The following is a 15,087-nucleotide window of genomic DNA, read 5'->3' on the forward strand; positions in this document are numbered from 1 at the left end:
CCAGACCAGGGGACACTATCCGTGAGTATCCGCAAAAAGATCGCCGACAGCGAAGCCGTTCTAAACTGGGCGGCGCGGCGTATTGCGGGTTATATCCGGATGGTCAATCGCAACACAAACTGGCAACGCATCGGGTACGAGGAGCTGGATCAACTTGCCGAGCAGGGCGAGCCGGTCATCGTGGTTCTTTGGCACCAGCGGTTGGCGCAGTCACCCTATTTCTTTCCGTTGGACAAGGGGCGTATCTGCTCAATCACCTCAGCCGCGCGGGCGGGCAGCATGGTGGGTCGGGTGCAGCAGCTTTTCGGCATGGATACGATTGCCATGTCCAGCCACAAACGCCACGTCGCCCTGTCGCGCGAAGTGCTGGGCAAGATAAAACAAGGCGTCTCGATTGGGATCGCCGCCGACGGACCACGCGGGCCGGAACGGATATCGTCAACCGTGCCGCTGATCTGGGCACGAACATCTGGCAAGCGGATATTTGGCATCACCTATTCGGCCAAACACGGGCGTGAGGCCGGGACATGGGATCGCCTGTTGATGCCGCGACCCTGGCGGAATGAGGGCGTCTTTATCTGTCGTGAATGGACTGATCCGGTGCCGCGCAAGGCTGACGAACAACAGATCGAGGTTTTGCGCCAAAGCCTAGAGCAGCATATGAACGACCTCACCGCCGAAGCTGACCGCATGGTCGGGCGCGAACCCTGGGCGCCGGAAGTCTAGCCGCCTCTTAATCGTTGCATCAGGTAGACTTCGCTGCCTTCGGGGATCGGTTCAGTCAATCCTGTGGCAATGACGCGCCCATCGATGGCGATGGACACGCCTGCATCAATCGGCCCCTGCAGCTGTGGATGCATACGAACCAGTTCCTTTAGCAGATCACCGGTGGTCTTGGCCTGAACTTCAACCAGCTGCTGACCCCCGGTCAAAGACCGGAGGCCGGACCATAGGTGGACCTCAACCATTGTCCTTCAACGCCGCCAGAATACGCGGCGGTGACATCGGCAGCTGCCGCATGCGCACACCGGCCGCATGCGACACCGCATTGGCGATGGCCGCCAGTGGCGGCACGATGCCGGTTTCGCCGACACCGCGTACACCAAACGGGTGGCCGGGGTTGGGCACTTCGACAATCACCGTGTCGATCATTGGCAAGTCGCTGGCAACCGGGATGCGGTAATCGAGGAAGATCGAGTTCTGCAAGCGGCCATCGTCACCATAGATATATTCCTCGTTCAGCGCCCAGCCGATGCCTTGTGCGGCACCGCCCTGATACTGACCTTCGACATAGGTCGGGTGGATGGCCTTGCCGGCGTCCTGAATGACCGTGTAACGCGTGACCGAGGTTTTACCGGTCTCCGGGTCGACCTCTGCATCGACGATATGGGTGCCAAAGGACACGCCTGCGCCTTCGGGCGTGGCCTCGAAATGGCCCGAGATCGGACCGCCGGTCGATCCCATGTCTGCTGTGATATCGGCCAGTGGCATCGGATCGAAATCACCCGCATTGGGCCCCGAGGGCACCGCGCAGCCATCTTCCCATTTCACCGCATCCACCGGGATACCCCATTTGGCCGCAGCCCGTTCACTGAGCTTTTCAACCGCATGTTTCGCAGCCTTGATGGTTGCCAGGCCACTGGCATAGGTCACACGTGAGCCGTGGCTGACGTCATTGTATCCCAGCGTCGCAGTGTCCGCGATGGTGACTCGGATATTCTCGTAGGGAATGCCCAGAACCTCAGCCGCCATCAGTGCCATCGAGGCGCGCGACCCGCCAATATCGGGCGTGCCGACCATCAGTTGCGCCGAGCCGTCCTCGGACAGGGCCAGAGATACCGATGTCTCGCCACCGTGGTTGAACCAGAAGCCACAGGAAATCCCCCGCCCCTGCCCCGGCTTCAGCGGGGCCGAGTAGTGCGGATGCGCCTTGGCGGCCTCAAGCGTTTCGACCAGACCGATGCGTTCGTAGCGCGGGCCATAGCTGGCCTTGGTGCCCTCATGCGCTGCGTTTTTCAGGCGCACGTCGACCGGATCGAGATTCAGTTTCTTGCACAGCTCGTCAATCACCGACTCGACCGCGAAGGCTCCCATTGGCGCACCCGGCGCGCGGTAGGCTGCCTGTTTCGGGCGGTTGGCCATCACATCATAACCGATCTGCTTGACGTTGGTCAGGTTATAGGGCGCGAATGCACACATGGCAGTCATGTCCCCCGGCGCACCCGGGAAGGCGCCGCCCTGCAGGCGGAACACGCCTTGCGCGGCCGTGATCGTCCCATCCTGCTTCATCCCGATCTTGATATCCATCGACGCAGAGGAGGTCGGACCAGTCGCCCGGAACACTTCGGAACGCGTCATCACCAGTTTAACCGGGCGGTTGGCCTTGCGGCTCAGCGCCAGAGCGACAGGTTCGATGAACACGGTGGTCTTGCCACCAAAACCACCGCCAATCTCGGACGCAGTCACACGCAGTTGCGAGGTCTCGATGCCCAACAACGCGGCACAGGTCTTTTGCGCGATCCAGTGACCTTGGGTGGTGCACCAAAGCTCGCCTTTGCCGTCATTGCCCAACATGGCCAGACAGGCGTGCGGCTCAATATAACCTTGATGAGTTGCCTCGGTGACAAAGCTGTCTTCGGTCACCAGATCGGCTTCGGCAAACCCTGCCTCGACATCGCCGTGGCCGCTATCGTGATAGCGTACGACGTTCGGGTGCATCCCTTCAGGCACGGAATAGTCCGCAGCGCCTTCGCGAATGACCGGTGCATCAGTGGCCATCGCCTTGTCCACGTCGGTGACGTGGGGCAGCACCTCATACTCAACCTCGATCAGCTTAAGTGCATCACGTGCCGCCAGCGCCGAGGTCGCAGCGATAGCCGCCACAGCATGCCCATCATAAAGGGCCTTTTCACCCGCCATGACGTTTTCCAGCACGTTCCAGAACTCGCCTTCCAGACCGGGTTTGAACGGTACATCGGCAAAGTCCGCGCGTGTGACGACAGCTTTGACGTCCTTATGCGCCTCAGCCTTCGACGCGTCGATCTTCACGATCCGCGCGTGGGCATGGGGTGAGCGCAGAACCGCACCAAACAGCATGCCCGGCGCTGAGATATCCGCCCCGAACTTGGCGCGGCCAGTGACCTTGTCCAAACCATCCGGACGGTTCGGGCGGGTGCCCACAAATGTGAAACCTGATTTACGATCGTCGAGTGCCATTACGAAGCCTCCCGCAGCTCTGCCGCCGTTTCCATCACGGCACGAATGATCTTGTCATATCCGGTGCAGCGGCAGAGGTTGCCTGCCAGCCAATACCGGGTTTCCTCCTCGGACGGGTTTGGATTTTTCTCCAACAGCGACTTGGCAGCAACCAGAATGCCCGGCGTGCAGATACCGCACTGAAGCGCGGCGTGTTCGATGAACTTTTGCTGCAGCGGATGCAGGATGTCGCCTTCTGCGATCCCTTCGACGGTTTCAATGGCCTTGCCGTCAGCCTCAACCCCCAGCATCAGGCAGGAACAGACCAGACGGCCATCGACCGTGACCGAACACGCGCCGCAATCGCCGGTGCCGCAGCCTTCTTTGGCGCCGGTCAGGTTCAGCTTGTCGCGCAGACAATCCAGAAGGGTTTCGCGCGGATCGCACAGGTATTCGACCGTGTCCCCGTTCACGGTGGTGGATACGTGGAATTTGCTCATGCTTGTTCTCCCTTGGCACGGGCATAGGCGATTTTCGCAGCGCGTGTTGCCAGAACACCGGATACCTCAGTGCGGAACGCGATGGTTCCGCGCTTGTCATCGATTGGGTTGCAGGCAGCAGACGCAGCCGCAGCCAACGCGCCCAGCGCAGCGTCATCCAGCGTGCTGCCGATGATGGCCTTGGCGCAGTCTTCAACCAGCAAAACGGTTGGCGCCACGGCCCCCAGCGAGACGCGCGCCTCGGTGACTGTGTCACCCTCCAGACGCAGGTTCACGCCGACGCCAACCACGGCGATGTCCATCTCAGTCCGTGGGATAAAACGCAGATAGGCGTCACCGCCGTTTGCCCCGCGTGCGGGGATGTTCACAGCCGATATCAGCTCACCCTTGTTCAGCGCGGTTCTACCGGGGCCGGTGGGGATGTCTTCAACGGCAACCTCGCGACTATCATCCGGGCCGGTCACCGTGACGGTCACGCCGGCGGCAACCATTGCCGGTACGGAATCTGCAGCAGGCGATCCGTTGCACAGGTTGCCGGTCAGCGTCGCGCGGCCCTGCACCTGGGTGGACCCGATCAGGTCCATCGCCTCAACCACGCCGGGCCAGTCGCGGACCAGTTCGGCGTGTTCGCTCATCTCGGCACCGGTGACGGCGACACCAATTGTCCAACTGCCGTCGGCATTGCGGGTGATGTCTTGCACGCCGTTGATTTTCTTGATGTCGATCAGCGTATCAGGCGTCACCAAGTCTGAGCGCAGCTGCACCAAAACATCGGTGCCGCCTGCCAAAAACCGTGTGGTGCCCGTCGCGTTCGCGGCAAGTGCCGACGCCTCGGCAAAGCTGGCGGGGCTGTGATAGTCCATGAAAATACCTCGCACCTGTTGATCAGGATTCACTGGGGTTCGCAGGGGACGTTAGTGCAGCAACCCAACGGCGTCCATGGCTGGAACGACCAAATTTTGCGTTTCAGAATGTCGTTTCCTGACCTCAGGTCACAGATCGATCTCGATCACTCCGCCCGGTTGGGCCGCGCGGCTCTGGCACAGGATGATCGCACCCTCGCGTTGCTTGTTGGACAGGACAAAATCGCGGTGCTCGATCTCACCTGAAATCACACCGCATTTGCAGACCCCGCAAATCCCGTCCGAGCATTTCACATCGACGTGAATACCCGCCTCATTCAACACCTGCGCGGCGTCCTTTGTTTCTGGCACAGTCAGTTCCTGACCGGATTGCCGCAGTTTCAGGGTGAACGGGTGGTTCTCATACTCCGGCTGTTCGGGAACCGAGAAATACTCAAGATGACGTGCCTCGTCCGGGAAGCCCTCACGCTGTGCCGCTTGGATGACCCCGTCCATATAGCGGTCGGGCCCACAGGTATAGACGTGCCAACCCTCTTGATAGCCCGACAGGATCGCATCCAAATTGGCGCGGGTGCCTTCAACCGAGAAATGGAAATGCACATGATCTGCCCAGGGCATCGCCGCCAGATCGTCCAGATACCCGGCCCCGGCCCGTGTGCTGGCGGAATAGTGCAGAGCGAAAGGTTTGCCCAGGGCATGCAAACGCTGAGCGAAAGCGATCATCGGGGTGATCCCGATACCGCCCCCCATCAGGAATGATTTGGTCGCTGTTTCGTCCAGTTCGAAATGGTTGATGGGTTTTGAGATAAAGACCTTGCGCCCCTCGTTAAAGATACGGTGCAACAAGGCTGACCCGCCACGTCCCTCATCCTCACGCAAGACGCCGATCTGATAAGTAGACCGATCAGAAGGGTCGCCAGACATCGAATACTGACGCAGGAATTCCGGCGCGACCAGCACATCCAAATGCGCCCCGGCGGTCCAGCCGGGCAGGTCTGTGCCATCAAGGGTTGCGAACTCGTATTTCGTCACATCCGCCGTCATCCGGTCAACCTTGGACAATTCGACCCGCATCACCGGCGCGTCACCGGCAATGGTATAGCGGTGGACAACAGATTGATCTCCGGCAGTTTTGCGGGCCTTGTAATCGTCGGCGGTCACCAGTGCCTCATAGGCGGCAATCCCTGCCTCGCGGTCCATCGCAAAGGGATAGGGCCAGGGATGAGGGGCCAGATAGGCGGGATAGACGGCCAGGGTCTGGTCTTCGTATTTCAGGTCCAGATCGGTTTGCAGCCCCCGCCGGTTCAGCGGGTGTGCCGTCGGGCGGTAAGACCCGTCAGCCTGCAGTTCGATATCCCACCACCATTTCTTGGTGTCGTTCAACCCGCCATTGCCCACCATATCGTCCAGTTTCGCCAATGCAGGCGCGGCGGACGGGAGGTTCATCGCGGCCCATCGGAACGGGCGTTCCTTGAAGATCCCTTCAAGGTTCCACGGGCAGGTCTTCATACACCGCCCGCACATCGCGCCACCTGGGGTGGTGATCCGGTAGGTGGCGCATTTCTGGCTGTCGGATTTCCAGATCTCATAGCCGTTGAACATCAGCTTTGGACCCGCAGTGATGGCCCCGGACGGACATTCCCGCGCGCATTTGTTGCACGATTCGCAAAAGCTCTGCAGGCCGAAATCAATCGGCTTGTCATGCGCCATTGGCATGTCCGTGGTCACCGCCCCTGATTTCAGACGCGGTCCCAGATAGGGGTTCAGAATGACCTCCCCAATGCGGCTGACCTCACCCAGGCCCGATAACAGCAGCAGCGGCGGTTGCAGCACCTCGCCATCCATTACCGTATGCGCCCTGGCCTTGTAACCGAGGTTGCGGATCTGTTGCGCAATCACCCCGCCCAGCAAAGAAAAACGCAGATAGGCGCGCATGGATTGGGCAACGCTGATCCAATCGTCGCCGCTGGCCCCCTCCATCGTTTCATAGCCCTGATCGATGATCATGCTGATGGCTTGATCATGGGGCGGCGTGATTTCCTCGCCGGTCGCGTCGTGGGAATACCAAGCCCAGTCTGGGCATCGGCTTAGCCCCACCGCATCCACACCCAGGAAATAGGTTGCGGCCTTGATATTGGCCGCATTGCGCTGGGCATCGGTTGGCGGAGCAACATCCGCTGTTTCTCCATCCTGCAGCAGCACAAAGGCGCCCAGAGCCCGCCGTTGGGCAAAACTGGGGGCGGCCTTGCGTACGTAATGCCCGCCCTTTGCTGCGTCCTGCAGCGCCTTGCCCATATCCCCGAATTGCGCCCGCGCGAACATGTCCGCCCGTTTGGGGACACGGGCGACGTTTTCCTCGTCGATATAGGTGGTTGGAGTATCCACGCGTTTCAGTTTTTCGAACGGATGTGCCCCGTCCATGTAACGCCGCTTGGCATAAGGATCGCGGTTCAGCGCGTTCTTGGCAAATCCTGTCCCCAGCCACCACGCAGGCCCCTGCGTGCGAAACCACGGCTGCTGGTCCATCGGCACCAAGGGCTGATCATGGGTAATCTCCATCTCGGTTGTTACGGCGGCCAAACCGAACCGTTTGCCCAGCCACGGCACCACGACCTCTCCGTCTTCAACCGAGGCCAAGCCTGCGGCAACGGCCAGCTTGCCCAGATCAACCTCGGACGACATCGCCGTGTGCAGACGCGCGTCAAACCCCAGCAGACGGATGTAATTGGCAAGAACCACCGCATTCTCGGTCGCCAGCAAACAGGCACGATGATCCTGCGCATCGGCGATCCAGTCTGCCCCCGGCTCATCCGGATCAGGGTCGCGGTTATGTTCGTACAGAAACACGATGGCGTGGCGGTGTGTGGCCATTGGTTTGGGTGCGGCCTCCATGCTCTCCTTGAGATCCGCCATGATCAGATCGATCCCCGAGGCCAGCGTCTTGGTCTGCCGCGTCTTCAACGCGTGGGCTAGACGGTCGATATCAGGGTTGCGGCGGGGCTCATTCAACATCGCTTCGGGCGGTAGGGGGCCGCAGCCCATCATCGAGGCATCGTTGAAATACCCAAACGCCTTTAGGTGGTTGGCGCGTTCGGTCGGGTCAGACGGCACATCCGACGGCACCGGGTTCACGAACCCGTCGCGGATGGTATCCATCATCGCCTGGAACTCCCCCATCGCATTGACGATATTGTCCGGCTGATCGGGGCGATGAAAGCTTAGCACCGGCATTGGCTGCACCAAACTCAGATCCGGCATCTGACCTTGCCGCTCCAGCCGTTCCAGCGGATAGGAGCCCATATGGACCGGCCGGTTCTTGTCTGAGAAAAAGCGGGTCCCCATCGCGTGCCTCCAGTTGCTGACTGTCTCCTATCCTGCGGTGGACAGCAAATCTATTCATGAATAGTCATAGACGGTATGAGCAAAACTGATTTCACCGATCTGGACGGCAAGGTGCTGCGCGTCTTCCTGACCATACTCGAGGAAAGCTCGGTTTCGAAAGCGGCGGACCGGCTAGGGGTCACGCAATCGGCCATTAGCCACACGTTGGGCAAACTGCGACAGGTCCTGGGTGACCCGCTTTTCGTTCGATCCGGTCAGGGGCTGACACCCACCGAGCGCGCCTTGTCGTTGAAGGACCCGGCCCAGCGGGTTCTGGACGGCATGCGCGCCCTGACCGAGGATCGCCCGTTTAACCCATTGTCAGAAGAGATCAGCCTGCAGATCGCCACCAATGATATGCCGCGAGAACTGATTTTTCCCCCGCTGGTGCGCGCGGCCCGGGCCGAAGGCGTGCGGCTTCGACTTGGCTTTATCCCCTCGGGTGTGCCGGACCCTGATCTACTGCGCAGTGACCGCTGCCAGCTGATGCTGACCCCGCTGCCACCGGATGGACCGGATATCTTTCAGAAACGCGTATTAAGCAGCCCGTTGATGATCTTCTATGACGCGGAGCGGCGCACGCCCCCAAAAAGTTGGCAAGCCTATTGCGACACAGATCACGTCGCGGTCCGGTTTGCGGATGGGCGCAGCTCTCGTGTGGTGATGCGGGGCGTGGATCAGACCCGGATCAAACCAGCCACTGTCACCCTGCCGCATTTCAACGCCATTCCACCGTTCGTGAAAGGCAGTGACCTGATATCAACTGACACGGCGCTAATGAAACGCGGTCCGCTTGCAGCACTTGACTGCGCGCCGCTGCCCTTTGCCTGTGACCCGGTTTCAATCTACATGGTCTGGCACCAACGGTCAGCCAACGACCCAGCGCACCGTTGGCTGCGCCATCGGATCGAAGCGCTTGCCGCGGCGCTTCAGGACTGAGTCAGCAGCCAGTCCTTCATCGCCGTGACAAGCGCAGGCTGGCGCGAATCTTTCGGCGTGACGACGTAAAAGCCGACGTCTTCGATCAGCACTTCGGGTAGAGGTTGAACCAACTGACCGGATACAAGCTCTGCCGATACAAGGGCTTCGTTGGCCAGCGCGACCCCCTGGCCCGACAAAGCGGCATCAATTGCCAGACTGGTTTGGCTAAAGTTCATGACACGGGCTTTGCCCTCAACGGCGGCGCGTTCCAAAAACAATGGCCACAAACCATGCGTGTCATTCAGCAAAACGTGGCGCAACAGATCCTTGGGTTGCTTGATCTCACGCGCCAGCACCTGGCTGCAGACTGGAATGAAATTGGTGGAAAACAATGGCTCGGCCGTCAGGCCCTGGCCAAATGGCGCGCGGCCCTGCCTGACAGCAAGGTCCACGCCATCGCCCCGGAAATCGGCCAATTGTTCGCGCGCATCGATCCGAACTTCGATCTCGGGGTGTTGTGCGGTGAAGTCCGGCAAGCGTGGGACCAGCCATTTCGACGCAAAGCTGGGCGTGACGGACAGTGTGATCTGACGGTCCCCCGACAGCTCGTGTACCGCGTCTTCAATCAGGCGAAAGGCTCGGCGCAGTGGTGCATGAAACCGTCGCCCCGCATCGGTCAGCGCAAGACCCCGTGGCAAACGGTCGAACAGGGTTTCCGCCAAACGCGCCTCAAGACCGCGCACCTGCTGGGCGACCGCACCCTGCGTCACACCCAGTTCTTCAGCCGCAAGGCGAAAGTTCAGGTGCCGGGCCGAGGCTTCAAAAGCCCGCAATGCATTTAAGGGGGGCAGTGCTGTCATCAATTCATCCAGTAGATTTCCTACAGCATAGAGACAGAAGAACTGATTGGTCAAACCCGGTTTCAGCGCCCATCTTGAAGGCAACCACAAAACGGAGACATCACATGACAAAAGTGGCGCTAATTACGGCAGGTGGCAGCGGCATGGGCGCAGATTCCGCCCGTCGGCTGGCCGCAGACGGGTTCAAGGTCGGCATCCTGTCCTCGTCCGGCAAGGGCGAAGCACTTGCCCATGAACTGGGTGGGGTAGGCATCACCGGTTCGAACCAATCGCCCGACGATCTGCAAAAACTGGTAGATACTGCGATGAACCATTGGGGGCGTATCGATGTGTTGGTCAACTCGGCCGGGCACGGACCCCGCGCACCGGTGCTGGAGCTAACGGACGAAGATTGGCACACTGGGATGGATGTCTATTTCCTGAACGCGGTGCGCCCAACCCGCCTGGTCACGCCGATCATGCAGGAACAAGGCGGCGGATCGATCATCAACATCTCGACCTTTGCTGCGTTTGAACCGGACCCTGTGTTTCCGACCTCTGGCGTGTTCCGCGCCGGGTTGGCGGCGTTTACCAAACTGTTCTCTGACAAATACGCCGCTGACAATATCCGCATGAACAACGTCCTGCCCGGTTTCATCGACAGCCTGCCCGAAAAGGAAGAGTTCCGCGCCCGCATCCCAATGGGCCGCTATGGACGCAGTTATGATGAAATCGCCTCGGTCGTGGCCATGCTGGCCTCTGAGGGTGGCGGGTACATCACCGGCCAGAACATCCGCGTTGACGGTGGCATTACACGAGCCGTTTAAGGTCCGAACCGCGCCTTGATCAAATGCGTCAGCGCCGCGCCGGTTTCGAAATAGGCGCGGCGCAGGCCTGCCCAGCTTTCGCGATGACTGGAAACGATCGGAACTGGCAACAAAGCAGGATCATTGGCCAGCAAGCTTTCCGCCATCATCCGCCCAAAAACCGTTCCCGGACCGATACCACGCCCGGAAAATCCGTGAACAGACAGGGCATTGGGACCGATCCGTGTGATCTTGGGAAGATGATCAGAGGTCATCGCAATGCGTCCGTGCCACCCCTCAACCAACGCCTGATCGGCCAGTTGCGGGTAAAGCGCGGTCATCTTTCGCCTGATCCATGCACTGTGTGCCCCGCTGCCGACATGGCCAAGGTCTCCCATCGCGCCGATGATCAGGCGGCCCTGAGAATCCATCCGGAACGAGGTCATGATCAGCCCGGTATCCCAAGCACCTTCGCCACCGGGCAGTAGGCTGGCACGCAGATTGTCGGACAAAGGCCCAGTGGAATACTGGAAATAATAGACCGGAACATAGGCCGGGGCCGAGGCCTGCAGATGCTGGTGATAGGCATTTGTCGCCTGCATCACCGATTTCGCCCGTATAGTGCCGCTGCTGGTCTTCAGCTCCCAGACACCTGCCGTGTGCTTTAGGGATTGGACCGGGCTGTTGGTAAACACCTGTGCCCCAACTTCGGTGGCGCAACGGGCCAGGCCCCGGACATAAGCCAGCGGCTGGATCGTACCCGCGCGCGGATCAAAAAGAGCCTCGTGAAACGCAGCACTACCAGTGCGCTGGCGGGCCTGCTCAGCAGACAGCAACTTAACCGGTGCGCCGCTGGCAGTCAGTTGCGCATATCGGGTCTGCAAGTTCCGGGACCCTGCCGTCGAATGTGCGCAGTGCAGGGTTCCTTTGCGCACCGGATCGCACGCGATACCATGCTGGTTGATCAGATCAAACACCGCAGACGGGGCAGCGGCCAGAAGGTCGATCAAACGATCACCGGCATTCGCACCCAGATATCCACGGATGTCCTCTGGTGGCAGCCACAGCCCTGCATTTACCAGCCCGACGTTTCGACCCGACCCTCCGTGGCCAATCTCCTGCGCCTCAAGCAGGCACACGGACGCCCCTGCACGCGCCGCTGTCAGTGCGGCAGCACAACCAGTATAGCCACCGCCAATTACAGCTAGGTCAACGGTCAGATCCGCGCTTAACGATGTGCTTTCGACGTGCTCCTGGCAGGTTTTCCGCCAGAGGGACTGGTCGTGATCGCTCATGTAGGGCTCCTGAAATGTGCGCGGATCATCTGGGGAGTTTCAACCGGTTGCAAGCGCCCTTTGGTCCGCACGGCCCATTGCGATCAGGGCAGGCTGTGTATCCTGTTGGACCTGGAACGCTGCCTTGTCCGACATGCCGCGCCAATCCGCCAGCACCAGCGATTGCGCGACCGCGCCGCCTAAGGTTGCTCCGGGGCCGGTGACGATGAACAGATCGGGGGCAAACTCTTGGGCTGCGGTCTGGATCGCGCGGGTGAAGTCATAGGGTTCAGTCACCTGGTGCCCCAGCGTGTAATCCCACAGCGCCTGCGTATCCGTCGCACCCGGCCACCAGATCTTGCCACGCCCGTCGATCAGCGGATGGTTTGGTTGACCAAACAGATCCGCGCTCAGGCGCGCTCGGCCTTCGGTCGCAACGGGAGCCTGCAAATGGGTGTGAAAGGCTGCATGGTTGGCCAGCCGCATCGGAAACCGATCCTGCGCCATGGGCTGAGAGGCCTCGAACGCGGTCAGGCCTGCCTTATTCCCGGCCAGAACCAGCATCCCACCCAGATCAATGGACAATGCCAGATCATGACCCTCTTGCCCGTTGATCCGCGCGACATCCAACAACAGTTCGGCCTTGCGCGCAGGGTCATTTGCCCAATTTTCACCGGTGAAGGGATAGACCAGTTGTCCGCCGATCAGATGGTCCTGCATCAACGTGCCCATCGTGTTGACGATGGTGAATCCTGCCTCGGCCGACACTGCACCGCCTGCAGCCAACGCGATGTACCAGCCCATTGAATTGCCGGTAACCGCGACAACCTCGATATCCTCGGCCAAATCCTGCGCATCCGCCAGCGACGCCGCATAAATCAAAGGCGAGGCCACGTCGCCGCGCGAATAAGTGCTGACCATGTATCGGTCGGCGGCGTCCAATGCGGTTACGGTCTTCTGCCCGGCCTCGGCCCGGACGGCGTCAAAACCCTGAAACATTGCCACCTTGTCCGGGTGATGACGGTGCAGATATCCCAGCTCGGGCTTGTTATAGGTCCCGCGACCGGGGCAGATGACAACGGCTGTGCGGGTCATGATGGGACTCCCGTAAGGGTCAAGGCGGCGGCGATGATTCCGTCTTTGGACGGCAAGGGCGCGGCATAGGCCGGGCCGGTTGCGATAAAACTGTCTTCAGCCACAACGCGCGCGGTTGGAACTGTGGTGTTTTCCTCTGCAAAGAAGGTCATCAGCGCCTCGGACTGGCTGCCGGTGCGGCGGCATTCGTCGACGATCAGGATGTGTTTGCACCCTTCTGTGGCCTCGCGCAGCGCTTCAGTTGGCAAGGGCGCCAACCAGCGCATATCGATAACGCGGGTTCGCAGCCCGGAAGCTTCCAGCGCGGGCAGTGCCTGTTTCGAAAGGTAATGCCCGTTGCCATAGGTAACGATGGCCAGATCTGTACCGCCCCCATACACGCCGACATTACCCAGTGCGATACGTTTGTCCGGCGCAGGATAAGTGTCCATCCATCCCGCATCCTGCGGCTCGTGAAGATCGCGCATCGGATACAGCGCGATAGGCTCAAGGAAGACGACCACCCGCTGTTCCTCACGGGCAAGGCGAACACATTCGCGCAACATCTGCACCGCGTCCGCCCCGGTTGAAGGGCAGGCGATAATGATCCCGGGGATGTCCCGCAGCACCGCCAGCGAGTTGTCGTTGTGGAAATGGCCGCCGAACCCTTTCTGGTACCCCAACCCGGCAATCCGCAGCACCATCGGATTGGTAAACTGCCCGTTCGAGAAGAAGGGTAACGTCGCCGCCTCGCCGCGGATCTGGTCTTCGGCATTGTGGAGATAGGCAAGGAACTGGATTTCCGGGATCGGAATGAACCCGTTATGCCCCATGCCAATGGCCAGACCCAGAATGGATTGTTCATCCAGCAACGTGTCGATGACCCGGTCGGGGCCAAAGCGCTGCTGCAACTTTTGCGTCACGCCATAAACTCCGCCCTTGCGGCCCACATCTTCACCCATGCAGACGATCTCGGAATGGTCCAGCATCAGATCGGTCAGTGCCCAGTTGATCAGGCGGTTCATGGGCTGAGGATCAGCCATCGCGCGCATATCGCCGCCAAAGGCCTTGGCGCGGGCCTCGACACTTGGGCCGTTGGTGGGCTTGCAGGCACGTTTGGGAGGGATCAGGCTGGCCATGACTTCGGCCGCGCTGGACAGATGCGGACGTGTTGCGACTTCGGCTGCTATCCGGTCAGTGCGGGCGCAGGTGTCGGTGTAAATTGCCAACGCCCGATCCGGCGGTAAGGCCCCGGCCTGATCTAGCAGCCGCACCGAATGCAATAAGGGATCCTGGGCCTCGTCCGCCTCAACCTCGGATTTCGACAGATAGGTGGTTGGCACATCCGCCCCTGCATGGCCATAGAGGCGCACAGTTTTCAGGTGCAGGAAGGCAGGTTTGCGGCGGGTCCGCACATAGGCGGCGGCCTCTTGTGCCACTGCGTAGGTTTCATAGATGTCCAACCCGTTGGCCTCAAAATACCTGATCCCCGGGCGATGCTCCATCGAGGTTTGAATCCACCCTTTCGGTGTTTTGACCGAAATGCCGATCCCGTTATCCTCACACACGAACAGCAGGGGCAAAGGCGTTGACTGCACGCTGGTCCAGCCCGCGGTGTTGATCGCGCCCTGCGCCGTGGAATGGTTGGCTGAGGCATCCCCAAAAGAACACATGGCAATCCCATCCAGCGGCAGTTCCCGATGTTCGGGCGGGTACCGCCGCGCTGCGCCCAGCGCGTAAGCCGCGCCAACAGCTTTGGGCAGGTGACTGGCAATGGTCGAAGTCTGCGGCGGGATTGTTAGTGTCTTGGACCCCAGCACCTTGTGACGCCCGCCCGAGATCGGGTCCTCGCTCGAACAAGCAAAGCTTAGCAACATGTCCCATGCGATCTGCTGGCCTGGCACTTGCTCGGCCCGTGCGATTTGAAAAGCCGCATCGCGATAGTGCAGAAATGCGATATCCGTTGGGCGCAAAGCATGGGCCACGGCAGCCATGCCTTCGTGGCCAGAGGACCCGATTGTATAGAACCCCTGCCCCGCCTTCTGCATCGCGCGGCTGGTCCGGTCCAGTGCTCGGCTGAGGACCTGCGACCGGAACAGCGACACGGCGTCGGTATCGCTCAGCTCATCGCGCGGGGTCGCGCCCTTAGGATAGTCGCGTTTGGCGACCCGTTTCAGGAAATTCTCATGAACGATCTGCGCGCGATCCATTGCGTGTTCCCCGGTCTTCTCTCA

The 15,087-nt window shown here is 60.5% G+C and carries 12 protein-coding genes; 3 read left to right on the forward strand and 9 right to left on the reverse strand.

Features of this window, described 5'->3' with window-relative positions; genetic code table 11:
- Positions 1-21 precede the first annotated feature (21 nt).
- Positions 22-726 (forward strand): lysophospholipid acyltransferase family protein, encoded by a 705-nt coding sequence (locus SJY13_RS10720; RefSeq protein ID WP_377190800.1) that lies wholly within the window; start codon positions 22-24, stop codon positions 724-726.
- Here the strand turns inward: SJY13_RS10720 and SJY13_RS10725 are convergent.
- The 5 genes from SJY13_RS10725 to SJY13_RS10745 all read right to left on the reverse strand — a co-directional run bounded on the left by SJY13_RS10725 (position 723) and on the right by SJY13_RS10745 (position 7,900).
- Positions 723-968 (reverse strand): MoaD/ThiS family protein, encoded by a 246-nt coding sequence (locus SJY13_RS10725; protein WP_377190802.1) that lies wholly within the window; start codon positions 966-968, stop codon positions 723-725. The genes SJY13_RS10720 and SJY13_RS10725 overlap by 4 nt on opposite strands.
- Complete coding sequence (locus tag SJY13_RS10730) at positions 961-3,216, reverse strand: xanthine dehydrogenase family protein molybdopterin-binding subunit (RefSeq protein ID WP_377190804.1); 2,256 nt, start codon at positions 3,214-3,216, stop codon at positions 961-963. The genes SJY13_RS10725 and SJY13_RS10730 overlap by 8 nt, the downstream gene beginning before the upstream one ends.
- Complete coding sequence (locus SJY13_RS10735) at positions 3,216-3,695, reverse strand: (2Fe-2S)-binding protein (RefSeq protein WP_377190806.1); 480 nt, start codon at positions 3,693-3,695, stop codon at positions 3,216-3,218. The genes SJY13_RS10730 and SJY13_RS10735 overlap by 1 nt, the downstream gene beginning before the upstream one ends.
- Positions 3,692-4,558: an FAD binding domain-containing protein gene (locus tag SJY13_RS10740; RefSeq protein WP_377190808.1), complete on the reverse strand. Its 867-nt coding sequence runs from the start codon at positions 4,556-4,558 to the stop codon at positions 3,692-3,694. Before SJY13_RS10740 ends, SJY13_RS10735 begins: the two co-directional genes overlap by 4 nt.
- Before the next feature lie 129 nt (positions 4,559-4,687).
- Positions 4,688-7,900 carry a reductive dehalogenase gene (locus SJY13_RS10745; protein WP_377190810.1) on the reverse strand — a complete coding sequence of 1,071 codons (3,213 nt, stop codon included), beginning with the start codon at positions 7,898-7,900 and terminating at the stop codon, positions 4,688-4,690.
- 75 nt (positions 7,901-7,975) lie between these two features.
- Here SJY13_RS10745 and SJY13_RS10750 point away from each other — a divergent pair, with 75 nt between their 5' ends.
- Positions 7,976-8,878, forward strand: coding sequence for a LysR family transcriptional regulator (locus SJY13_RS10750; protein WP_377190812.1), 903 nt, complete (start codon positions 7,976-7,978; stop codon positions 8,876-8,878).
- Here the strand turns inward: SJY13_RS10750 and SJY13_RS10755 are convergent.
- Complete coding sequence (locus SJY13_RS10755; protein ID WP_377190815.1) at positions 8,869-9,720, reverse strand: LysR substrate-binding domain-containing protein; 852 nt, start codon at positions 9,718-9,720, stop codon at positions 8,869-8,871. The genes SJY13_RS10750 and SJY13_RS10755 overlap by 10 nt on opposite strands.
- Before the next feature lie 104 nt (positions 9,721-9,824).
- Here SJY13_RS10755 and SJY13_RS10760 point away from each other — a divergent pair, with 104 nt between their 5' ends.
- Positions 9,825-10,526, forward strand: coding sequence for an SDR family oxidoreductase (locus SJY13_RS10760; RefSeq protein WP_377190817.1), 702 nt, complete (start codon positions 9,825-9,827; stop codon positions 10,524-10,526).
- Here the strand turns inward: SJY13_RS10760 and SJY13_RS10765 are convergent.
- From SJY13_RS10765 to SJY13_RS10775, 3 genes are read right to left on the reverse strand one after another with little or no spacing between them, the layout of a single operon-like run.
- Positions 10,523-11,800, reverse strand: a complete 1,278-nt coding sequence (locus tag SJY13_RS10765; protein ID WP_377190819.1) for an NAD(P)/FAD-dependent oxidoreductase — start codon at positions 11,798-11,800, stop codon at positions 10,523-10,525. The genes SJY13_RS10760 and SJY13_RS10765 overlap by 4 nt on opposite strands.
- Before the next feature lie 39 nt (positions 11,801-11,839).
- Positions 11,840-12,874: an ACP S-malonyltransferase gene (locus SJY13_RS10770; protein WP_377190821.1), complete on the reverse strand. Its 1,035-nt coding sequence runs from the start codon at positions 12,872-12,874 to the stop codon at positions 11,840-11,842.
- Positions 12,871-15,063: a dehydrogenase E1 component subunit alpha/beta gene (locus SJY13_RS10775; RefSeq protein WP_377190823.1), complete on the reverse strand. Its 2,193-nt coding sequence runs from the start codon at positions 15,061-15,063 to the stop codon at positions 12,871-12,873. The genes SJY13_RS10770 and SJY13_RS10775 overlap by 4 nt, the downstream gene beginning before the upstream one ends.
- Positions 15,064-15,087: the final 24 nt, after the last annotated feature.

The organism is Ruegeria meonggei (assembly GCF_042768335.1).
Lineage (GTDB): Bacteria > Pseudomonadota > Alphaproteobacteria > Rhodobacterales > Rhodobacteraceae > Ruegeria > Ruegeria meonggei.